Annotated in this window: 17 protein-coding genes and 1 tRNA gene; 11 read left to right on the top strand and 7 right to left on the bottom strand. The window is 64.1% G+C overall.

Annotated elements, in window-relative coordinates; genetic code table 11:
• Nucleotides 1-51 precede the first annotated feature (51 nt).
• The 9 genes from ABID59_RS25090 to ABID59_RS25050 all read left to right on the top strand — a co-directional run bounded on the left by ABID59_RS25090 (nt 52) and on the right by ABID59_RS25050 (nt 11,568).
• Nucleotides 52-1,788 carry a putative bifunctional diguanylate cyclase/phosphodiesterase gene (locus ABID59_RS25090; RefSeq protein ID WP_354031376.1) on the top strand — a complete coding sequence of 579 codons (1,737 nt, stop codon included), beginning with the start codon at nt 52-54 and terminating at the stop codon, nt 1,786-1,788.
• A 117-nt stretch (nt 1,789-1,905) separates the two neighbouring features.
• A complete protein-coding gene (locus ABID59_RS25085; protein ID WP_354085153.1) occupies nt 1,906-3,090 on the top strand; it encodes a substrate-binding domain-containing protein in 1,185 nt (394 codons plus the stop codon).
• Between the two features lie 178 nt (nt 3,091-3,268).
• On the top strand, nt 3,269-4,045 hold the full coding sequence (locus tag ABID59_RS25080) for an ABC transporter ATP-binding protein (protein WP_354085152.1): 777 nt from the start codon (nt 3,269-3,271) through the stop codon (nt 4,043-4,045).
• Nucleotides 4,042-4,764, top strand: a complete 723-nt coding sequence (locus ABID59_RS25075; RefSeq protein WP_354085151.1) for a branched-chain amino acid ABC transporter ATP-binding protein — start codon at nt 4,042-4,044, stop codon at nt 4,762-4,764. Before ABID59_RS25080 ends, ABID59_RS25075 begins: the two co-directional genes overlap by 4 nt.
• Complete coding sequence (locus tag ABID59_RS25070; RefSeq protein WP_354085150.1) at nt 4,761-5,771, top strand: branched-chain amino acid ABC transporter permease; 1,011 nt, start codon at nt 4,761-4,763, stop codon at nt 5,769-5,771. The genes ABID59_RS25075 and ABID59_RS25070 overlap by 4 nt, the downstream gene beginning before the upstream one ends.
• The gene (locus ABID59_RS25065) at nt 5,768-6,853 is read left to right on the top strand and encodes a branched-chain amino acid ABC transporter permease (RefSeq protein ID WP_187435204.1); all 1,086 of its coding nucleotides are present in this window, start codon (nt 5,768-5,770) and stop codon (nt 6,851-6,853) included. Before ABID59_RS25070 ends, ABID59_RS25065 begins: the two co-directional genes overlap by 4 nt.
• A gap of 205 nt (nt 6,854-7,058) precedes the next feature.
• Nucleotides 7,059-10,148 carry a bifunctional diguanylate cyclase/phosphodiesterase gene (locus tag ABID59_RS25060; protein ID WP_502916828.1) on the top strand — a complete coding sequence of 1,030 codons (3,090 nt, stop codon included), beginning with the start codon at nt 7,059-7,061 and terminating at the stop codon, nt 10,146-10,148.
• 1 nt (nt 10,149) lies between these two features.
• The gene (locus tag ABID59_RS25055; RefSeq protein ID WP_354085148.1) at nt 10,150-11,205 is read left to right on the top strand and encodes a sensor domain-containing diguanylate cyclase; all 1,056 of its coding nucleotides are present in this window, start codon (nt 10,150-10,152) and stop codon (nt 11,203-11,205) included.
• Between the two features lie 286 nt (nt 11,206-11,491).
• Nucleotides 11,492-11,568 (top strand) — tRNA-Arg (locus ABID59_RS25050).
• A gap of 57 nt (nt 11,569-11,625) precedes the next feature.
• Here ABID59_RS25050 and ABID59_RS25045 read toward each other — a convergent pair.
• The 4 genes from ABID59_RS25045 to ABID59_RS25030 all read right to left on the bottom strand — a co-directional run bounded on the left by ABID59_RS25045 (nt 11,626) and on the right by ABID59_RS25030 (nt 19,279).
• Nucleotides 11,626-11,946 (bottom strand): hypothetical protein, encoded by a 321-nt coding sequence (locus ABID59_RS25045; RefSeq protein ID WP_354085147.1) that lies wholly within the window; start codon nt 11,944-11,946, stop codon nt 11,626-11,628.
• 107 nt (nt 11,947-12,053) lie between these two features.
• Complete coding sequence (locus ABID59_RS25040) at nt 12,054-16,880, bottom strand: NAD-glutamate dehydrogenase (protein WP_148754280.1); 4,827 nt, start codon at nt 16,878-16,880, stop codon at nt 12,054-12,056.
• A gap of 298 nt (nt 16,881-17,178) precedes the next feature.
• A complete protein-coding gene (locus ABID59_RS25035; protein WP_148754279.1) occupies nt 17,179-18,081 on the bottom strand; it encodes a sterol desaturase family protein in 903 nt (300 codons plus the stop codon).
• Between the two features lie 127 nt (nt 18,082-18,208).
• Nucleotides 18,209-19,279, bottom strand: coding sequence for an AraC family transcriptional regulator (locus tag ABID59_RS25030; protein WP_148754278.1), 1,071 nt, complete (start codon nt 19,277-19,279; stop codon nt 18,209-18,211).
• Between the two features lie 271 nt (nt 19,280-19,550).
• On the opposite strand from ABID59_RS25030, the gene ABID59_RS25025 reads away from it, so the two are divergent.
• On the top strand, nt 19,551-20,111 hold the full coding sequence (locus ABID59_RS25025; RefSeq protein ID WP_148754359.1) for a hypothetical protein: 561 nt from the start codon (nt 19,551-19,553) through the stop codon (nt 20,109-20,111).
• Between the two features lie 106 nt (nt 20,112-20,217).
• Here ABID59_RS25025 and ABID59_RS25020 read toward each other — a convergent pair whose 3' ends face one another.
• Together ABID59_RS25020 and ABID59_RS25015 are read right to left on the bottom strand one after the other, a co-directional pair.
• Entirely contained in the window at nt 20,218-20,511 is a 294-nt protein-coding gene (locus tag ABID59_RS25020; protein WP_148754277.1) for a hypothetical protein, read from the bottom strand.
• A 212-nt stretch (nt 20,512-20,723) separates the two neighbouring features.
• Nucleotides 20,724-21,413, bottom strand: coding sequence for a DNA-3-methyladenine glycosylase I (locus tag ABID59_RS25015; protein WP_354085146.1), 690 nt, complete (start codon nt 21,411-21,413; stop codon nt 20,724-20,726).
• 211 nt (nt 21,414-21,624) lie between these two features.
• On the opposite strand from ABID59_RS25015, the gene ABID59_RS25010 reads away from it, so the two are divergent.
• Nucleotides 21,625-22,452 carry a metallophosphoesterase family protein gene (locus ABID59_RS25010; RefSeq protein WP_354085145.1) on the top strand — a complete coding sequence of 276 codons (828 nt, stop codon included), beginning with the start codon at nt 21,625-21,627 and terminating at the stop codon, nt 22,450-22,452.
• Here ABID59_RS25010 and ABID59_RS25005 read toward each other — a convergent pair.
• Entirely contained in the window at nt 22,391-22,876 is a 486-nt protein-coding gene (locus tag ABID59_RS25005) for a Crp/Fnr family transcriptional regulator (RefSeq protein ID WP_148754274.1), read from the bottom strand. The two genes, ABID59_RS25010 and ABID59_RS25005, sit on opposite strands and share 62 nt — an antisense overlap.
• Nucleotides 22,877-22,894: the final 18 nt, after the last annotated feature.

Genomic DNA, 22,894 nt, shown 5'->3' with positions numbered 1-22,894 from the left:
TGATCGCGTCCATTGCAAACGCGCGCTGAAACAACAAGATTCATGACTTCTATGAACGACAATGCATATAACGGCGCGAGTGAAGCCGAACTCGGATTTCTCAAGGAAATCGTTAGAATGCTGCCTGCCGGCCTGACCGTGCAGGACGCGCAAGGCAAGCTTCTCCTGGTTAACGATGTCGCGGCCGCCCAGCTCGGCATGGACGGCAGTCGTCCGTCGCCTGATCTCGCACAGCGCCGCGCGGCCTGCGAGCGCGCACTGAGGGCCGGGCAGCCGGTCACCTCCGAAGAAGCGCTCCAGGACGGCGCCGCGCGCCAGGTGCTGCTGACCACCCATCGGCCGGTCCAGCTCGCCGGCCGCGAGCTCTTGATCTCGTCCTCCGCCGACATCACCGAGCAGAAGAATTTCGAGGACCAGCTGTTTCGCTCGGCCTATTTCGACGAGCTGACCGGCCTGCCCTCGCGCCGCGTGATCGAGCATCGTGCCAACAGCCTGCTCGCGCAGGATCGCGCCGGTGAGCGCTTCGCCCTGGCCTTCCTCGACGTCGACAATTTCAAGCACATCAACGACTATTACGGTCACGCCGTTGGCGACGCGCTGCTGGTCGAGCTGTCGAAGCGGCTCGGCCGCGACTTGCGCGAATCCGACGTGCTGTCGCGCATCTCGGGCGACGAATTCCTGCTGCTGCTCTCGCCGATCCAGAGCCAGGACGAAGTCGCCGAATTCCTGAACGCGACATTGGAGCGGCTGACCGCGCCGTTCTTTATCGACAATTCGGAAGTGTTCGTCTCCACCTCCGTCGGCGTCAGCCTCCATCCCGATCATGGCCGCAGCTTCGAAACCCTGCGCCAGAACGCGGACATCGCGATGTACCGCATCAAGAACAACGGCAAGGGATCCGCCGCCTTCTTCGATGCCGGCATGGAGCGCGAGGCCCTGGCGCGGATGAAGATCGAGCAGTCGCTGCGGCTCGCCATTCTCGAAAAGCGCTTCTGCTGCGCGTTCCAGTCCAAGGTCGACATCCGCACGCAAGCGGTGATGGGTATCGAGGCCCTGGTGCGCCTGCGCGACGACGAGGGCGTGATCCAGGCGCCGGGCTCATTCATTAATCTGGCGACCGAGCTCGGGCTGATCGACGAGCTGACTCATCTCGTGCTGGCCGAGATCGTCAAGTCGATCGACCTGATCAACGACATGTTTGGCGCGGAAGCGACCATCAGCATCAACGTCGCCGCCAAGCAGGCCGGTAATCCCGAGTTCATGCGCACCTTCGCGCAGGCGCTGGACGACACCGGTTTTCCCCAACGCTTCATGATCGAGGTGACCGAAGACGCCTTCGTCGCCAAGAGTCATTTCCAGTCCGAAATCCTGCCGATGTTCCGCAAGCTTGGGGTCGGCATCTCCATCGACGATTTCGGCACCGGCTATTCATCGCTGTCGGCGCTGGCCGACATCACCGCCGACGAGATCAAGATCGACCGCTCCTTCATCACCGACATCCATAAGCGCCCGCGCAGCCAGGGCATTCTGCGCGCGATCGAGTCCTTAAGCGAAGCGCTCGGCATGACGGTGATCGCCGAAGGCCTCGAATCCTACGAGGAGCTCGCCTATCTCCAGGCCGCGACCAAGATCCGCTATGCGCAGGGCTATTATTTCGCCCGCCCGATCTTCCTGGAGGAGCTGAAGCTCGCCACGCCCGTCTCGAGCGAATCCCGCGCCAGCATCTCCGCCCGCCCGATGCAGCAGAACCGCCAGGGCTATTCGCGGGCGGGCGGGTACCGGCGGTAAGCCTCGCGCCTTGTGCCACACGAGCCCACCGCAGGCTCCGCCGGAAGGTGGAATTGCAATGTTTGCACATGTGTGCAAATCGCTGTGATCAAGGCAGTTCATTCAGGGAGGACCACCGTGCGTCGATCGCTCATTCTTACAGCAGCCATCATGGGCTTGGCCGCGGCCACCTCCGCACGCGCGGACGACCTCAAAGTCGCGCTGATCTACGGCAAGACCGGCCCACTGGAAGCCTATGCCAAGCAGACCGAGACCGGCCTGCAAATGGGCTTCGAATACGCCACCAAGGGCACCATGATGATCGACGGCCGCAAGATCGTCATCATCACCAAGGACGACCAGGGCAAGCCCGACCTTTCCAAGGCCGCGCTCGCGGAAGCCTATCAGGACGACAAGGCAGACATCGCGATCGGCACGACCTCGTCGGCGGCCGCGCTCGCCATTCTCCCCGTCGCCGAAGAGAACAAGAAGATCTTGATCGTCGAGCCGGCGGTCGCGGACCAGATTACCGGCGAGAAGTGGAATCGCTATATCTTCCGCACGGGGCGCAATTCGTCGCAGGACGCGATCTCGAACGCGGTCGCGATCGGCAAGCAGGGCGTCACCGTTGCCACGCTGGCGCAGGACAACGCCTTCGGCCGCGACGGCGTCGCCGCCTTCAGGGCAGCGCTGGCCAAGACCGGCGCGACACTCGCGACCGAGGAATATGCACCGGCCAACACAACCGACTTCACCGCCATCGCGCAGCGTCTGTTCGACGCGCTGAAGGACAAGCCGGGCCGCAAGATCATCTGGATCATCTGGGCAGGCGCCGGCAATCCGCCCTCCAAACTCCAGGACATGGATCCGAAGCGTTACGGCATCGAGCTCTCGACCGGTGGCAACATCCTGCCGGCGCTTGCGGCCTACAAGGGCATGCCGGGCATGGAAGGCGCGACCTATTACTACTACGACATCCCGAAGAACCCGGTGAACGACTGGCTCGTCGCCGAGCACCAGAAGCGTTTCAACGCGCCGCCGGACTTCTTCACCGCGGGCGGCTTTGCCGCCGCGATGTCCGTCGTCGCCGCCGTCACCAAGGCGAAGTCGACCGACACCGAGAAGCTGATCACCGCGATGGAAGGCCTGGAGTTCGACACGCCGAAAGGCAAGATGGTGTTCCGCAAGGAAGACCATCAGGCGCTACAAAGCATGTATCACTTCAAGGTCAAGGTCGATCCGAACCTCGCCTGGGCCGTGCTCGAGCCGGTGCGCGAGCTGAAGATCGAGGACATGGACGTTCCCGTTAAGAACAAGCGGTAGGTGCTTCTTCACCTCTCCGGCTTGCGGGAGAGGCCGGGAGAGGGCTCTCTCCTCTTGGGGGTTCTCTTGGGGGTTCTCGTCTGCGGAAACACCCTCTCCCCAACCCTCCCCCGCAAGCGGGGGAGGGGGCGCAGCGTGATCGCGGATATATTTTCATTTCATCATTCGCCGGGCTCCCATGACGCTCACCCTCGAGACCCGCGACCTCACCATCCGCTTCGGCGGCCATGTCGCAGTCAACGACGTCACCTGCACGTTCCGCCCGGGCGAGCTCACCGCCATCGTGGGGCCGAACGGCGCCGGCAAGACCACTTATTTCAACCTGATCTCGGGCCAGCTGCGTGCGTCCAGCGGCAGCATCTTGTTCGACGGCTCCGACATCACAGAGCATTCCGCGCCGCTGCGGACCCGTGCGGGTCTCGGACGCGCATTCCAGCTCACCAATCTATTCCCGAACTTGTCAGTGGAAGAAAACGTCCGCCTCGCGGTGCAGGCGGCCAGCGGCACCCATTACGACATGCTGCGACCCTGGATGGTCCGCCGCGATTTGATCGCGCGCGCCGATGCCATCCTCGACCAGGTCGCGCTCGGCAATCGCCGCGGCGTCACCGCAACCGCGCTGTCGCATGGCGACCAGCGCAAGCTCGAGGTGGCGCTGATGATCGCGCTCGAACCAAAAGTCTTCATGTTCGACGAGCCAACCGCCGGCATGAGCATTGACGAGGTGCCGGTCGTGCTGAACCTGATCGCGCAGCTCAAGCGGGACAAGAGCAAGATCATCCTGCTGGTCGAGCACAAGATGGACGTGGTGCGCTCGCTCGCCGACCGCATCATCGTGCTGCATAACGGCCAGCTCGTCGCCGACGGCCCGCCAGCCGAGGTGATCGCCTCGCCGATCGTGCAGGAGGCCTATCTCGGCGTCGCACCCGGGAAAGCTAGTGAGGGTGCGGCATGACCGATCTCTTGAAGCTCTCCGGCGTTCACACCCATATCGGCCGCTATCACATTCTCCAGGGCATCGACCTCGCCGTGCCGCAGGGAGAGGTCACAATGTTGCTCGGCCGCAACGGCGCCGGCAAGACCACCACGCTGCGCACCATCATGGGTCTGTGGCAGGCCTCCAGCGGCGAGATCAGCCTCGCCGGCGAGCGTATCGAAAGCCGCGCCACGCCTGACATCGCCCGGCTCGGCGTCGGCTATGTGCCCGAGAGCATGGCGGTGTTCTCTGACCTCACCGTGAGAGAAAATCTCGTCCTCGCCGCCCGCGACGGGCCGATGGACGACACCCAGCTCGAGTGGATATTTGGCTTCTTCCCGGCGCTGCGAAGGTTCTGGCTGTCGCGCGCGGGCAGCCTCTCGGGCGGGCAGAAGCAGATGCTGTCGATCGCGCGTGCGATCATCGAGCCGCGCCAGCTCCTGCTGGTCGACGAGCCGACCAAGGGGCTGGCGCCCGCCATCGTCATGGCGCTGATCGAGTGCCTGAAGGAGATCAAGCGCAAGGGCGCGACCATTCTCCTCGTCGAGCAGAACTTCTTTGCCGCCCGCGAACTCGGCGACAACGTGCTGGTGATGGACAACGGCACCATTGTCCACCGCGGCGAGATGGCTACGTTGGCCTCTGACGTGCCGCTGCAGGAGCGGCTGCTCGGCCTGAGCCTGGAGACACATCAGTGACCGAACTCGCTGCAACCGATCCGCTGCCGAAGCCGAAGCGCGATATCGCGCCGATCCTGCTGCCCGTCGCGCTCGCGCTGGTCACGATCCCCCTGATCGGCTCGCCCTCAACCTGGCTGACGCTGACCGCGGCGAGCCTCGCCATGGGCATGATGATCTTCATCATGGCCTCGGGGTTGACGCTGGTGTTCGGCCTGATGGACGTGCTGAATTTCGGCCACGGCGCCTTCATCGCTGTCGGCGCCTACATTGCAACGTTGGTGTTCGCGCCGTTCGCAGCCTCCGTGCAGGCGGACTCGCTCTGGGTCAACCTTGCAGTGCTGGCGCCGGCAGCGCTGCTGTCGATGGCGGTATCAGGCGCGCTCGGCCTGGTCGTCGAGCGCGTGCTGATTCTTCCAGTGTACGGCCAGCATCTGAAGCAGATCCTGATGACGACGGGCGGTCTCATTGTTGCAGAACAGACGCTCTATGCGCTGTGGGGTCCGCAGATCATCCCGATGCCGCTGCCGGCCTCGCTGCGCGGCTCCTTCATCCTCGGTGACGTCGCGATTGCCAAATACCGCGTGCTGGCGACGCTGATCGGGCTTGCCGTCTTCGTCGCGATCCAGCTCGTGCTCAATCGTACCAAGCTTGGCCTGCTGATCCGCGCCGGCGTCGAGAACCGCGAGATGGTCGAGGCGCTCGGTTACCGCATCCGCCGGCTATTCCTCGGCGTGTTCATGACGGGCTCGGCGCTGGCCGGCCTCGGCGGCGTGATGTGGGCGCTCTATCGCGAGCAGGTCCACGCCTCCATGAGCGATGAGCTCACCGTCCTGATTTTCGTCGTCGTCATCATCGGCGGACTCGGCTCGATCGGCGGCTGCTTCATCGGCGCGATCCTGGTGGCGATGGTCGCCAATTACGGCGGCTTCCTGGTGCCAAAACTTGCCCTCGTCTCCAACATCCTGCTGATGGTTGCCATTCTGATGTGGCGGCCGCGCGGCCTCTATGCGGTGACCAGCCGATGATGATCCTGTCGGGCGATCCGCCGCGGAGCCGCGCGCTCACGCTTGTTCTCGTCGTCATCATCCTGGCGCTGGCGGCCACGCCGTTCCTGTTCCCCGGTGCGAAAGCGCTGAACGTCGCAGCCAAGATCTGCGTGTTCGCCGCGCTGGTCGCCTCCTACGACCTCCTGCTCGGCTATACCGGCTCGGTGTCGTTCGCCCACACGATGTTCTATGGCATCGGCAGCTACGCGATCGCCATCGCGCTATATGGCATGGGTCCGAACTGGGCCGCGGTCGCCACCGGTATCGTTGTCGGCCTGCCGCTGGCCGCGCTGCTCGCCCTCGCCATCGGGCTGTTCTCGCTGCGGGTCGCCGCGATCTTCTTTGCCATGATCACGCTCGCCGTCGCCTCCGCCTTCCAGGTGCTGGCCTCGCAGCTGTCCTGGCTCACCGGCGGCGAGGACGGACGCAGCTTCCAGCTGCCGGAGCTGCTCCGCCCCGGCACGGTGCTGGTCTCCAAAAGCCTGTTCGGCTTCGAGATCAACGGCCGCATCCTGACCTTCTACCTGGTGTTCGCAGTCTCGGCCCTGATGATCCTCGCGCTGCTGCGCGTGGTGAACTCGCCGTTCGGCCGCGTGCTCCAGGCGATCCGCGAGAACCGTTTTCGCGCCGAGGCGCTCGGCTTCCGCACCGTGTTCCATCTCACTTATGCCAACTGCCTTGCGGCCCTGGTCGCCGCCGGCGCCGGCGTCCTGAACGCGCTGTGGCTGCGCTATGCGGGGCCGGACACCTCGCTGAGCTTCTCCATTATGCTCGACATTCTCTTGATGGTGGTGATCGGCGGCATGGGCACGATCTACGGCGCGATCATCGGTGCCACCATCTTCATCCTCGCGCAGAACTACCTGCAATCGCTGATGGGTGTCGCCTCCAAGGCGGCAAGCGAAGCCGGCCTGCCGCTGCTGCCGGGACTGCTGCATCCGGATCGCTGGCTGCTCTGGCTCGGTCTGCTGTTCATTGCCAGCGTCTATTTCTTCCCGACCGGCGTGGTCGGGCGACTGCGCAATGGCGGCGGCGACAAGAGCGCGGACGCCTCGCATTAAGCTTCGATTAACGATACAGCGCAGCGCGCCGTGGGGGCCACCTACAACCGTGGCGCGACGTCACGCGATTCCCGTGTCGGTGGATATCCGTATTAATCCGCAACCGGTTTAAGCCATGGGTAACCGGCTTTCCTAAGCATTGCGCCATCTGTCCGTAGTATTTCTCTTCCCCCAAGGGAGTGGGATGCGCCGGGTTTTTCGACAGATGGCAGCTGCGATGTTTCTGGCCGCGAAGAGCGGCTGGGACGCTGCCATGCGGCGCGGACCCGTGCTGTGGCTGACTCTCTCGGGCGCGTTGTTGGTCGCCGGCATCTTCGCGGTGACCGCGATGGCCGTCGGCGAGTTTCGCGAGAAGACGCTTACCAACCGCGAGCGCGAGCTGGAAAACACCGTGCAGCTGATCGCACGGCATTTCGACCAGCAGTTTGAAGATTCCGACGTCGTCGCGGCCGACGTGATCGGGCAAATGCGCCTGCCGGAGATCACATCGCCGCAAATGTTCCGCGAGCGCATGTCGGGGCCTGAGGCCCACCGGATGCTCAGGGGCAAGATCGGCGCGGTCTCCTATCTCGGCGACATCGCGATCTATGATGCCGACGGCGAGCTGATCAGCTGGTCGCGAGCCCAGCCGCTCCCCAAGATCAACGTGTCTTCGCGCGCCTACTTCCAGACCTTCAAATCGAATCCGATGTCGGAGCCGGTGCTGCTGGAATCGGTGCGCAGCTTCCTGATCGGCAAATGGACCACGATCGTGGCGCGCCGGCTCGCTCTGCCGGACGGCACTTTCGTCGGCGCGCTGGTCCGGCGGATCGATCCCGACAGCTATCAACGTTATTTCGCCTCGGTCGCGCTCGCCGACGGCGCCGCCATCGCGCTGTTCGACCGCGAAGGCGTGATGCTGGCGCGCTACCCGCATGTCGAATCGATGATCGGGACCAGCTACAAGAGCGCGCCGCTGATGCAGAAGGTGCTGACCCGCAGCGGTCAGCACACGCTTCGCGTCAAGAGCCCGGTCGACGGCGAGGAGAAGCTCGGTTCGGCTGCGTCGCTGACGCATTTCCCGCTGGTCATCGTGGCCACCAATACCATGTCGTCCGCGCTTGCCGACTGGCGGCAGCAGACCGGCTTCATGGTCACCACCGCGACGCTTTCGGCGGCCGTGATCGCGCAGATCCTCTTCATGATCGTCCGCCAGATCAACCGGCAGAACCGCGAGGCCCAGCAGCGGCTGGAGGCGGAGCGACTGCGGCTCGACACCGCCCTCAACAATATGTCCCAGGGGCTTATCCTCTACGACGCCGCCGGATACATCGTCACCTGCAATCGCCGCTATGCCGACATGTTCGGCCTCTCCCACGAGATCATCAAGCCGGGCTGTCACATCACCGAAGCGATGTCCCATCGCAAGGAGCGCAACGCGTTCAGCGGCGACGTCGATGCGTTTTGCGCCGAGGTCATCAGGGACGTCGCCGAAGGCAAGGTCGCCACGAAAACGCATCAATTGCCCAACGGCCGCGCCTTTCAGGTCATCAATACACCGCTGGCGCAGGGCGGATGGGTCGCCACGATCGAGGAGATCACCGAGCGGCTCAACCTGGAGCAGGAGCGCGACCGCAACTACACGTTCCTCCGCGAGATTATCGATCACATCCCGTCGCAGATCACGGTGAAGGACGCCCGGACACGGCAATATCTGCTGATCAACCGCACCGCCGCAGAGCAATTCGGCCAGTCGCGCGAAGCCATCGTCGGCAAGACCCCCTTCGACATCTACCCGGATGAGACCGCCAGGGTCGTCACCGAGGACGACAGCAAGGCGCTGCAGACGACCGAGGGATTGTCCAAGGACGAACATGCCTGGACAAGCCAGACCATGGGTCTGCGCTACATCACCTCGACCCGGATCGGCATCCGCGACTCCTCCGGCGAGCCGCGCTACCTCATCAACGTCGTCGAGGATGTCACCGAGCGGCGGCGCGCCCATGACAAGATCGCGCATATGGCGCATTACGACGCGCTGACCGATCTGCCGAACCGCACACTGTTCCGCGAGCAGATCGAGCGCGAGCTGGAGAAGGCCGCCGGCGGCGAACAGTTCGCGCTGCTCTATATCGACGTCGACGAGTTCAAAGGCATCAACGATTCACTCGGCCACCATGTCGGCGACGAGCTGTTGAAGGCGATCGCCGGGCGCATCCGCGCCTGCCTCAAGCCGGGCGATCTGATCGCGCGGCTCGGCGGCGACGAGTTTGCCGTGATCCAGACCGGGATCGAATCGTCCGCCGACGTGCTGTCGTTCGTGACGCGGATCCATGAAGCAATCCGCCGCCCCTATCACTGCTTCGGCCACCAGCTCTCCACCGACGCCAGCATCGGCATCGCGCTGGCGCCGCAGGACGGCGCCGATCTCGACCAGCTCATCAAGAACGCCGACCTCGCAATGTACGGCGCCAAGGCGGAAGGGCGGCGCACCTACCGCTTCTTCGTGCCGGAGATGGATGCGAGCGCCAAGGCCCGCCTTACCCTGGAGCAGGATCTGCGCCAGGCGTTGATCGACGGCGGCTTCGAGATCCATTACCAGCCGCTGGTCAATCTGGACTCGGGCGAGGTTTCCGGCTGCGAGGCGCTGCTGCGCTGGCGCCATCCCGAGCGCGGCATGGTCTCGCCGGCAGAATTCATTCCGATCGCCGAGGATACCGGCCTGATCAACGAGATCGGCGACTGGGTGCTGCGCACGGCCTGCAACGAGGCCGCGACCTGGCCCGCCCATGTGCGCGTCGCGGTCAACGTCTCGCCGGTGCAGCTCAAATGCGACACGCTGGCGCTGCGGATCGCGGGGGCGCTCGCCGCCTCCGGGCTCGAGCCGCGGCGGCTCGAGCTCGAGATCACCGAGGCCGTGCTGATCCGCGACGACGAGGCAGCGCTCTCGATCCTGCACCAGCTTCGCTCGATCGGCGTGCGCATCGCGCTCGACGATTTCGGTACCGGCTATTCCTCGCTGAGCTATCTGAAGCGCTTCCCGTTCGACAAGATCAAGATCGACCGCTGCTTCGTCGCCGACATCGCCGACGCCGTCGGGTCACCCGTGATCGTGCAGGCAGTGGTGAACATCGCCTCCGCCAGCAACATGACCACGGTCGCCGAAGGCGTCGAGACCGAGGCCCAGCGCGAGATGCTGCGCGCGCTCGGCTGCACGGAGATGCAGGGCTATCTGTTCAGCAGGCCGAAGCCGGCGGCCGAAGTGCGCGAACTGTTCGGTCCGGGCGACGCCATGCCCGTGGCGGCGGTGGCCTGAGATGGCGAAGTCACCCAAGACCGTCGACGTGGCGGATTCCTACGCGGTCCGGCTGATGCAGCACCTGGTGGTGCCGACCTTCGTGATCGATCCGAAGCGCCGTGTCGTGATCTGGAACAGGGCGTGCGAGCGGCTGACCGGCGTTGCCGCCTCCGAGGTGATCGGCACCACGAAGCACTGGCAGGCCTTCTACGAGACCAAGCGCCCCTGCCTCGCCGATCTGGTCGCGCTCGACCGGCCCGAACAGCTGCCGGAGTTCTATTCGGAATATGCCGCGCGCGGCCACAACGGGCTCGGCTTCAGCGCCGAGAACTGGTGCGTGATGCCGAAGCTCGGCAGCCAGCTCTACCTCGCAATCGACGCCGGCCCCATCCATGACGAGGCCGGCAACCTGATTGCCGTGGTGGAGACGCTGCGCGACCTCACCGACCAGAAGCGCGCGGAGATGGCGCTAAAGGAGCTCGCCACCAAGGATGGGCTGACCGGGCTGTCGAACCGCCGCTCGTTCGATCAGGTGCTGATGACCGAATGGGAACGCGCGCAGCGGACGCAGAAGCCGTTGGCGCTGCTGTTCGTCGACGTCGATCATTTCAAGCTGTTCAACGACGAGCACGGCCACCAGTCCGGCGACGAATGCCTGCGCGAGGTCGCGCGCGTCGTCAGCCGCCACGCGGTGCGCCCGCTCGACCTCGCCAGCCGCTATGGCGGCGAGGAATTCGCGCTGATCCTGCCCGACATGAGTTGCGACGATGCCTGCGCCATCGCCGAGGAGATCCGCGGCGCCGTCATGGCGTTGCGGATCGCCCATGGCGCCGATGGGGCCGGCAACCACGTCACCCTCAGTGTCGGCGTCGCCAGTCACATCCCCGGCGAGGCCGACGGCGCCCCCGACCGGCTGCTGGGGGCGGCCGACCAGGCGCTCTATGCCGCCAAGCGGCTCGGCCGCAACCGTGTCGTCTGCTCCGAGCAGATCCTGGCCGAATTCGCAGGCCTCGGCCGGGACAATGTGCCGGTCAGCGGTCCGGTTCCTGGCCTCGCCCCGCGCAAATCGGCCTGAAGCGCGGCGATTGCGAAAACAACCCCATGCACAGTAGACGGCCGCTGTTAAATCAATGGCTTAGCATGAGCGAAAATCCATCCGACGGTAGCCCGGCTGGAACGCAGCGAAATCGGGGATTTTCCCCCCGCGCCGATAGACTATCTGGAATGCGCGTCGCTCGATCCGAATCCCGGACTTCGGAAAATCCGTTGACGCGTCGGGCAAAACACTGGCATGATGGCATCATCGCAATCCAAGGGACCGGTTGCCCGCCCCTCGCCAATCGGCTACATGAGGCCTCGCTGCACCCGTAGCTCAGCTGGATAGAGCGTTGCCCTCCGAAGGCAAAGGTCACACGTTCGAATCGTGTCGGGTGCGCCATTTCCGCACCATTGCGATGCCGCCAATCATCGGCGCGATTGCTGCGCGTCCTGTGGCTTACGGAATCCTTGCCACAACGTCAGGCCGGTTTTGCTCGAGCCAAGCCACGGCGTCGGGTCCATCGACGACGCACTCGAAGGTTTCCCAGGTTGGATCCTCCAGGGATTCCGGCTGCAGTCGCTTCGCCGCATACTCAACGAGGTCGTGCAAGCGTTCATATCCTCGTCGGCGCTCGAGGGAATCCGCAATCGCTGTGCTGACCCATCCTCGTTGGGCCAAATCGATAATGCTCGGAGCGTCAGCCTCGCTGAACCAGGGTATGGCATCGAACTCGATGCAGCGGACATTATCGGCGGTATGGCAAGTAGCATGGATCATTGGATTCCTCCGTTCGCCGGCTGACAATTGGGCATGATCTTTCCGGAAAACCGCTGCGCACTTTTCCGGATCATGCTCGATGTTTCACATCGCTGCCTCGCATGCCCTCAGGCTTTGACCAAATCCCCGAGCAAGTTCGCCGCCACCGTCAGCTTGGCGAGCGTCAGGCCGCTGGCAGCAATCTCCTCGACCGAGCGGCGGATGCGCGTCGCTCCGGGGTGAGCCGCGAGCCAGATCTCGACAGCCTGCTGGCCGGACTGGCCGGTTGCCAGCATGTCCGCGGCCAGTCTTCTTTCGGCGCTGGCGATCTGCTCAACGGCGCGATCGATGGCGATACGTTCGAAATAATCGTTGGCAGGCACGTTGCGCGCGGCCGCGATGATGCGGTCGAGACGGAAATCGGCTTCCGCAGCGTAAAAGGTCGCGGCGGCATCGCCGATCGGGCGGCTGGTGCGCTCAGCAACCGTCACGATATCGGGTGCCGAGACCAGCGCGTCGAGATCGGCGAGCTCGCCGGCAAGGCCGGACGGAACACCGGCGTCCGTCAGCTCCTGCCGCCGCTTGGTGCGCACGGCCTGCAAGTCCGGCGGCAGGGTGGTGTCGAGTGAGGCGGAGATCTCGCGGAGGGCAGGGGCGAACCGGGCAATCATCGCGTTCAGGCCATCCTTGAAATCGCCGTTGCGCACGTACCAGACCATGCGGGAGAGCAGGAGCTCCTGGATCGCCGCGTAGAGGCTGAGCTGCAGCTGCCCGTCGATACGTGTGTCAAGCGCGTCGATCGCGTCATTGAGCCGCCTGAGCTCGTAGATCGCGTCCACCGCGACCTGCGCCATGACGATGGTCGAGATATCGGCGTCGGTCTCGTCGGTCAGGCGCACGATGCAGGCCGGGCCCCCGCGGTTGATCACGGCATTGACGAGACTGGTTGCGATGATCTCGCGTCGGAGGCGATGGAGCTCGACCGCGGTCGGGAACTTGTCGGGAAGCTCGCGCGGAAAGTAAAGGGACAGTCTGCGGGCGAGATAAGGATCGTCCGGCACGCTGGTGAGAAGCAGGTCGTCGTAGAGCGTCAGCTTGGCGTAGGCGAGCAATACGGCGAGTTCTGGCCTTGTCAGGGCTTGGCCGCGCCGTGCTCGCTCGGCGAGCGCTGCGTCATCAGGAAGGAACTCCACCGTGCGACTGAGCAGGCCGCGCTGCTCGAGCGACTGCATCAGGCGGGCGAGGAAGCCCGTCTCGGCGACGCCCTTGCGCTCGGCGAGCGAGAGCGCCAGCGTCTGCAGATAGTTGTTGCGCAGCACCAGCGCGCCGACCTCGTCGGTCATCGCAGCAAGCAGGCTGTTGCGGTCAGCGGGGCCGAGGCGTCCCTCGCGCTCGAGGCGCGCGAGCGCGATCTTGATATTGACCTCGACGTCGGACGTGTTCACGCCGGCCGAATTGTCGATGGCGTCGGTGTTGAGCTTGACGCCTTTTTGCGCCGCTTCGATGCGGCCGCGCTGGGTGACGCCGAGATTGGCGCCTTCGCCGATCACCCGGGCACGCACGTCGCCGCCAGTGATGCGGATCGGATCGTTGGCGCGGTCGCCGGCCTGATCGTCGCTTTCCGCCGCCGCGCGGATATAGGTGCCGATGCCGCCAAACCACAAGAGGTCCACGCGCGCCTTCAGGATCGCCGTCATCACCTCGAAAGGCGTGGCTTGCGGCTTGTCGAGATCGAGCAGGGTGCGCACTTCCGGCGCGAGCGGGATCGCCTTGAGCTGGCGCGAGAACACGCCGCCGCCTTGCGAGATCAGCGACTTGTCGTAGTCCTGCCAGCTCGACCGTGGCAGGTCGAACAGGCGCTTCCGCTCGGCGAGGCTGATCGTGGGATCCGGCGAGGGATCGATGAAGATGTCGCGGTGATCGAAGGCGGCCACAAGCTTTGTCGCCGGCGAGAGCAGCATGCCGTTGCCGAACACGTCGCCGGACATGTCGCCGACGCCGACCACGGTGAACGGCATGGTCTGGATGTCGGTGCCGAGCTCGCGGAAGTGGCGCTTGACCGCCTCCCAGGCGCCGCGCGCCGTGATCCCCATCTTCTTGTGGTCGTAGCCCTGGCTGCCGCCGGAGGCGAAGGCGTCGCCGAGCCAATGGTGCTTCTCGGCGGAGATCGTGTTGGCGATGTCGGAGAAAGTGGCGGTGCCCTTGTCGGCGGCGACGACGAGATAGGGGTCGTCGCCGTCATGCCGCACGGTCGAATCGGGTGGCACGACGATGTCGCCGTCGAGATTGTCGGTGAGTTCGAGCAGCGAGCGAACAAAGATGCGATAGGCTTCGGTGCCTTCCGCCATAAAGTGGTCGCGATTGGACGGCGACGGTAGGCGCTTGGGCACGAAGCCGCCTTTGGCGCCGACTGGTACGATCACGGCATTCTTGACCTGCTGCGCCTTCACGAGGCCCAGGATCTCGGTACGGAAATCCTGCGGCCGATCGGACCAGCGCAGGCCACCGCGCGCAACCTTGCCGAAGCGCAGGTGAATGCCTTCGAGACGAGGTGAATAGACGAAGATCTCGTAGAGAGGTCGTGGAGTTGGCAGGTCGTCGATTCGGCGCGCATCGAACTTGAAGGAGATCACCGGACGCGGATGTCCATCCTCGCCGATCTGCCACAGATTGGTGCGGATGGTCGCCTGCACCAGATTGGTGAAACGGCGCAGGATGCGGTCTTCGTCGAGCGAGGCAACGGATTTAAGCTGCTCCTCGATCTCGGCAAGCAGGGCCGTCTCGCCTGCCGAGCGCTCGGAATCAGTAACGGCGAGACGCGGATCGAGGCGGGTCTGGAACAGCGCGACGAGGCTGGCCGTGATCGCGGCGTTCTTGCGCAAGGTCTCCCACATATAATCCTGGGTGAAGGGAGCGCGGATCTGGTGCAAGTAGCGCGACAGCGCCCGGATGGTCGAGACTTCCCGCCAGCCCAGGGCCGTGCGCAGGATCAAGGCATTATACCCGTCGGATTCGGCGCGATCCGTGACCACCGCCATGATCGAGGCTTCCAGACGATGGCTGAATTCCGGACTGGTGTCGATCGGCCGGCCGTCGCTGGTCTCGATCGTCATATCGTGCAGCCAGACCGGCTCGGGTCTGTTACCGGGCACGATCTGATAAGTGCGTTCGTTGACCACGCGCAGGCCATGATTTTCGATCACCGGCACGCGATAGGACAGCGATAGCGGTGCGGCGTCGGAGAACACCTTCAGGGCAAAGCGCCTGGGATCGTCCTCGCCCTTGTCGCGGTGAACCGAAATCGTCACCGGGCGGGCCGGGGTCAGCCTTTCGATGGTCGCGATATCGGCGATCGCCTGCTCCGCAGTGAAAGCCTCGGTATAGCCGCCGCTAAAGGACTTGGCATAGCGGTTGGCGAGCATGCGCGCCCGCATGCCGTCGGTCGACGCGGCGAGCGCGGCCTTCAGCTTGTCGGCCCAGGTCGCGGCAATAGCGCTGATCCCGGCTTCGAGCGTGGCGCGCTCGACGACTGGCGTTTTGCCTTCATAGCGCCCGATGATGAAGTGGACGCGCGCAAGCGCGCCTTCAGGGAATGATACGTAGGAAGCTGACAGGGTCCCCTTGTAGACCTGCGACAGGAAGGTTCCGACGCGCGTGCGGACGTCGCTATCGTATTTGTCGCGCGGAATGAAGGTGAGGATGGATACGAAGCGATCGAACTTGTCTACCCGCGCCAGCGCCCGGACGCGCGGGCGCTCGTAGAGGAGCAGGACCTCGATGACGAAATTGTAGAGCGTGTCGACGTCGATCTGGAATAGCTCGTCACGCGGATAATCTTCGAGGATATGCATGAGCGCCTTGCCCGAATGGCCGTTCGGGTCGAAGCCGGCGCGCTGCAGCACCCGCGAAACCTTGTGGCGCACATAAGGGATCTGCCGCACCGAGCGGGTATAGGCGCCTGAGGTAAACAGGCCGACGACGCGCAATTCGCCCTCGAGCCGGCCGTCGGGCGCATAGAGCTTGATGCCCACATAATCCATCCGGATGCGGCGATGGACGCGGCTAGAGACATTGGCCTTGAAGACGGTCAGCAGGGTCGGTTCGCGCATGAACTGGCGAATTTCCGATGTCATCACCACCATTTCGTTGCCGCGGCGCAGGACCTTCACGTCCGGATCGCGCAAGATGCCGAGGCCTTCGCCGGTCGTAATGTCGTCCGACCCATCGCTGTCCGGCGAGAAGCGATATTCGCGCACGCCGAGGAAGGTGAAATTGTCCGCGCAGAGCCATTGCAGGAACTGGTTGGCTTCGGCGACCTCGTCGATCGGCAGCGGCGGAGGATTGGAAGAGAAAGTCTTGATCGCTTCCTCGACGCGGTCACGCATGACCCGCCAGTCGGCGACGCAGGCGCGGACGTCGTTCAACGTTCTGGTGAGGCCATCGACCAGCTTCTGGCGATCGGCATCCGCGTCCAGGCGGGTGATGTGGAGGTGAATCAGGCTTTCGCGCGCGCCCTTTACTCCCTCGGGCAGTGCTTCGCCGTAGAAGCGGAGCAGCTTGCCCTCGTCATCGCGCTCCACGGCGATGATCGGGTGAGCGACGAGGGTGACTTCGATGCCCTGCTCGGCGAGCTCCGCCATCGTGGAATCGAACAGGAAGGGCATGTTGTCGTTGAGAATCTCCAGCACGGAAATCTCGCGCCCATTCGGCAACGTCGGATTGGCAACGCGGATATCGGCGCTGCCGGCCGTGCGTCGCTGCACGTGCTCCCAGGCGTGCTCCGCCAGAAGGGCAAGCGAGGCGGCATCGTAATGGGCGAGATCCTCGATATTGCTGTAGCCGAACAAGGGCTCGGCAAAGGCCCGGGGGCTCTTGCCCGGCGGCACGCTGCCCGCTGCATCGCGGATCAGGGTTGCCCGGGCCCTGTCGTCACGCCACGCCATCATGTCCTCCATTTGCCGCGCCGTCCGACCGCAGTCGCGGTCATCAGCCTGATTCTGGAGTGCACTCTTCGAGCGCCGCGATCGAGTGCGTACGTGAAATCTTCGGTCTCGAAGCTTCAACAGTTCGACGACAATACTACGATCCCGGAGCGAAAGGCGCACGCTGTCGTGAGGCGTGCTGAAAATTCCCTACCGCAGCGCGTGAGGCCGACGTCGGCGCCGATGGCCGCCGCATCCCCGGGCGTGAAAAAATCACAAGCAATTTCAACTGTATATGGGTTCGCGGTTTTGTTCTGAATGGTGCGCCACTTCATCCCACCGCAACGTCGACGTTCTGACCGGCATCGCGCGCCGTCGGCGTCGTGACCACCGACATCGCCGGCCCATCGCCCGGCGGGCCGATCAGGCAGGCGAACCGGCCCCGCCAGGTCGGCGATCGCCAGAGATCGCGCCCGAGCGCCGCCCATTCGTGAAACGCGATGACGACCGGATTGTTGGAGCGCAGCGGCTTCACCAGGCCGTAATTGCACGGCAGGTCGTCGCGTTCGGCGACGAAGGTGCCGAACATCCGGTCGAACACGATGAAGATGCCGCCGTAGTTGCGATCGAGATACTCCGCGTTGCAGGCATGGTGCACGCGATGATGCGAGGGCGTGTTGAGCACATATTCCAGCCAGCCGAGTTTCGGGATCCACTCCGCGTGCAGCCAGAACTGGTAGAGCAGATTGACGCCGGCTGCGATGAACACCGGTCCCTGTGCGAAGCCGAGCCAGATCATCGGCACGTAGAAGATTGCGGCACCGGTCAGCCTCCCGGTCCAGCCGAAGCGGTAGGACGCCGCGAGATTGAACTCGTTCGAGGAATGGTGGATCGCATGCGTCGCCCAGAACCAGCGAACCCGGTGGCTGGCGCGATGGAACCAGTAGTAGCTGAAATCCTGGGCGATCACGAGCACGACCACCGACAGCACGCTGTTGAGCGGGATGGTGAACAGCCGGTGGCTCCAGGCCAGATCGACCAGCGGCTGCGCGATGCTGAGCGGCAGCAGCGTGTAGACGAGATATTGCCGGCCGAGCGCATCGACCAGCGAGGCCAGATAGGCGCGCCAATTGTAGTCACGGCGCATCACCAGGGCCAGGACGAGACCCTCCAGCGTCGCGATCACGATCACGGCGGGAAGGGAAAATTGCAGAACGGAAATCAATGGCTTCATGGCAACCTCGCATCCGCAGGCGTCTCGCCTGCAGGGCATGAGTTGCACGGGGGAAGCGCCGCGGCGCGCCGATTCCTGAACGAAGACTGGCCGATTCCTGCAAAGGGCCCGTCAAATCAGGAAACGGCTAGATTTCGGCCCCTGCCACACCGCCGGCACGAGCTCGCCGATATTCGGACGGCGTCAGGCCGGTATGCGCCTTGAAGGCGCGATTGAAGGGCCCGATCGAGCCGAAGCCGGCGTCGAGCGCAATGGTCAGGATAGGCACTGCGGCTTGCGTGGGATCGCTCAGCGCGGCCTCGACCTCAGCCAGACGATAGCCGCTGACGAAGGCGCTGAAATTGCGATGGCCGAGCTGCCGGTTGATCAGATGGCGCAGCCGGTATTCCGGAATCTCGAGCTTCCGTGACAATGTTGCGATGCTCAGGTCCGGCTCGCGAAAGACCTTGTCGTGGTCGAGCAGGCGGCGCAGCGCCGCGAGTTCGGCTGCATCGGGTTCGGTTGCCGGCACTGCTGCCGGTGGATCATGCGAAATCACGGTCGGCTGGCTCGCCAGCGCAGGCGCGGGCACCAGCGGTGGTTCAGTCGAGGCCAGCGTGCCCAGCACGGCGAACAGGAATATCACCGCCGTCAAGCCGGCCGCGTTGGCGAGACTGAGCGATGACACGGACAGGCCGCCGGGCCAGAGCCAGTCCGATGCAATAATGAACAGGGCATAGAGCACGGTGACGACGGCATACCAGACGCGCAGCCGTCGCCGCTTCTCCACCAGATCGGCCGCGCGCCCAGACAGCACATGCCAGATGCCCAGCAGCAGAAGCGACACGGACAGAGCGGTGCGCGCTACATCGACGGACATCGGATGCCTGGACATGTCGATCCACGCGAGGCCCATCAATGCGAGCGCGCCGAGCGAATGGTACCAGCGCAGGCGAAATTCATCGACGAAGATGGCGCTCACTGCAATCCAGAATGCGGCCGGCATGCCGCCGCTGACGAGATGCACCGGAATGCGCAGAAGCAGAGGCAGCGCACCGAAGCCGGATGCCGATTCGACGACATAGGCCGCGATGCTCAAATTCAGCAGTGCGGAATAGCGGCTGACGGGATTGCGCGGTGCATCGCGCGCGGCAATCGCCACGCGAAAAAGAAGAATGACGACCGCTCCTCCTCGCAATGCGGCTTCCAGGGTCGACATGCGATTCAGCGGTCCGAATGAGAGCGTCTTTGGGAAAAGGACAGGAAGAGTATCGTATCAAACTCATCTATCTTGTTTCCAAATATTTCCAATCGTTCAACGGAAACATTGAGCAACCGGCGGATCGCGGCTCCAACGGCTCCGCGCCAGCTCCCGTGTCTACCACCGCCCGACCGGGCAAATCCAACCGCCAAGGTGAACCTGCGAACCCAGGACTGGATGCGACTTGGGCAATATCGACCCGAGTCCACCAAAAGCACGGATAGCAACCATGACCTCGATTTCGGCGCTCTCCACACATCACCACCAACACACATCGCCCCTGCAGCGACTGCAAGACGAGCTGCAATCGGAAGTCAGTTCCGGCACGATCAGTGCATCCGATCAGTCGGCGCTGTCCTCCGCGCTCGACGATATTGACTCTTCGCTGCAATCAGACGGGACAAGCAATCAATCCAGCGGCAGCGGACCTGACGGCATCAAGTCGAAGATCGATGATCTGATCCGGCAGGAGGTGTCGTCCGGCAAGCTCACCGACCAGCAGGCCACCGAGCTGCAAGGTATCTTCAAGTCTGCGTTCGCGCACGGACCAGGTGGAGCGGGCGGACCGCCGCCGTTCAACGCGCCGCCTCCTGTCAGCGGCACCGACAGCTCGTCCAGCGGCACGAACAGTTCGTCGAGTGGCAATTCGACGGCGGATCTGCTCGAGAAATTCCTGGATTCGCTGAAAGCCTCGCTCGCGGATTCGACCTACAGCGGGACGGGATCGAACGGCACGTCCAATCCCTCCGACCCCTCGCTGTCCAATGTCCTTCTCAACGACCGGATCTGATATCGGCGACGCACCACGCGTCTGATCCGGCCATCCTTCAGCATCCCAAAGGGTGGCTCAGCTGCGATCCGGACGGGGGCCATACGCGGCCCTCGTCCTCGCGGTCTCAGTGCCTGACATGCTCGAACACCACGATCACGCCGGTCGGCTCGGGCTCGTGCGCCATCAGGCGCGTCAAGTCCGCATCGCTCCAGTCGGCGAGGCTGACGACTTCACCGGTTTCGCGCTCCGCGCCGAGCGATGGCGTCGGCTCGAGGACTTTCAATCCCATCTCGTCGACGAAGAAGGTATGTTCCCCGAACATGCTGTTCAGCTGGGGCATGGCGGGATGCTCGTCGGGCAGCACCTGGGCGCCGAGCTGGTTGACGGTCTGCTTCACCTGGTCGGATGTGAGCTTCATGAGCTGCTCCGTTTCTGTCATGTCGGGTTTCATGGCTTGAACCAAGGTTTGGCCGGAGCGCGTGTTCCCTGCGCCTGTGTCGCCTGGCTCAAACTCCGAACGGGTGCTGCTCACAAATGTTCCAGCGAAATGAATTTCGTGATCGCATGTTGCATCTGCCGCGCCGACGGCGCGAGATCGCCACACGATGTCCACGATCTGATCGATGAGCGCTAGTGCTCGCTCCGGTTTTCGCCGACCGAGAGCGCGCAGATGCGTGACAGATGTATGTAGGGCAGCCCCGTCTCCTCCGCCCAGGCGTTGAACTGCGCCTGCACCTTGGCGAGATCGCCCTTCGACTTGACCTCTTCGGCGATGTCGAGGCCGGCATCGCGCAGGCAGGCGACGACATCCTTCGAGGTGACGAATCCGTCCCAGCCGACGAAGCGCAGCAGCATCTGGCCGGTGTTGCCGCCGAGCCTCGAGCCGCGCTTGGTCAGGAGATCGAGCAGGCCGATCTCGTTGGACGGCGGCCATTTCGCCAGAAACTTGCCGAAGCTGCCATGCTCCTTCGCGATCTCCTGCACGAAGGCGGCGTTGTCGCGCACCGACATGATCTTGGTGCCATTGCGCACGATCCGCGCATCGCGCAGCAGCGCTTCCCAGTAATCTTCGGGCTGGAAGCTGAGCTTGGCCGGCTGGAAGCGCAGGAAGGCATCTTCAAAGCCGCCCCACTTCGCGTCGATCACGCTCCAGGCGAAGCCCGCGCAAAACACCCGCCTGGTCATCTCCGCGAGGATGCGATCGTCGCCAAGTTTTGCGAGCCCCTTCAGGTCGGGCTTGTCAGGCATCAGACTGTCGAGCGCCTTGGGCCCGCCTTTGCGCTTCTCGGCACGGGCACGAATGGTCTTGAAGGAGGTCATGCGATCACTCGCGTTGAAGGCGCGCCACGACACCAGAATTCGACGATCCGGTCCAGTCCTGCGACGCACCGGCACTTGCGCGCTCCCGCGCGTCACAGCATGCTTCCTTCCTGCCAGATTGGCAGAACCAGGCGGCCGTGCTGGTCCGCTTCTTGCTTTATAACAGTTTGGAATTCGCAGACATTTTCACACTCTCTCCGACGGATTCTCAATGCGCTGCCTGGTCGTGGCCGACCTGCACTACTCGTTGCCGCAGCTCGATTGGCTCGTCAGCGCGGCGCCGCAATTCGACCTTGTGATCTTCGCTGGCGACGCGCTGGACATCGGATCGACGGTGGATTTCCGCGCCCAGATCGTGGTGGTGAAGAAGTACCTTGCGCTGATCGCGGCGCAGACCAGGGTGATTCTCTGCTCCGGCAATCACGACCTCGACGAACGCAACGCCGAGGGCGAGAAGATCTCGCGCTGGATCTCGGAGGTGCGCGAGCTGGGTATCGCTTGCGACGGCGACAATCTCGCCATCGGCGACACGCTGTTCACAGTGTGCCCGTGGTGGGACGGACCGCTGGTCAAGCAGCGCATCGTCGACCAGCTGCGCGCCGCCTCGCTCAACCGTCCGCGGCGGTGGATCTGGGCGCATCACGCGCCGCCGGCCAATTCGCCGACCAGTTGGGGCGGCAAGCGGTTCTTCGGCGACGTCGAGCTGGTGCAGTGGGCCATGCAGTATCAGCCGTCGATGGTGATCTCGGGCCATGTGCATCAATCCCCCTTCATCACGGACGGCTCGTGGTTCGACCGGCTGGGCCAGACGTGGGTGTTCAATGCCGGCCTGCAACCGGGGCGACCGCCGACGTATATCGTGCTGAACCTGGATGAGAACAAGGCGTTCTGGCTGGCGGCGGGCGAGGCGCAGTGGATTGATCTCAGCGCGCCGTTAAAGCGACCGGCCGCCACGATCGAGAATCCACCTGACTGGCTTACATCCTTGGGTCGGATTGCCGATCCGAGCCTGGCGAGACCTCGAGCGGCGGCAGGTTGATCATGCTCTGCAGCACCTCGCCGACCATGGCGAGATGCGTTCCGTGACCGGCATATTGCCGCTTGAGATCGGCGAGATAGGTGTTGGCGGCATTGAGCCGCTGCGCCAGCATGCGCGCGATCAACAGCGTGACCTCCGGCTCCCGCTTGAGGAGCGAGGCAGCGTCCTCGAACTCGTAGACGACGGTGTCGGCGCAAGCCCGCACAGTCGCCGTGTGCGGCAGCCCCAGCAACACGGACATCTCGCCCAGCACCGCACCGGGCTCGGCAATGGTGGCGACCACCATCTCGCCCTTGAGCACCTCGAGCTTGCCGCTCATCAGCACATAGAGATGGCCGGAGGCGCCGCCTTCGGTCACCAGATGCGTGCCGGCCGCAATCTGCCGCTCAGTTCCCCCGGTGCAATAATCCAGAACCGCGCGCATCGCCGCAAACTCCCGTCC

The sequence above is a fragment of the Bradyrhizobium sp. S3.3.6 genome (assembly GCF_040546905.1).
Lineage (GTDB): Bacteria > Pseudomonadota > Alphaproteobacteria > Rhizobiales > Xanthobacteraceae > Bradyrhizobium > Bradyrhizobium cytisi.
This window is presented reverse-complemented; position numbering and strand designations above follow the sequence as displayed.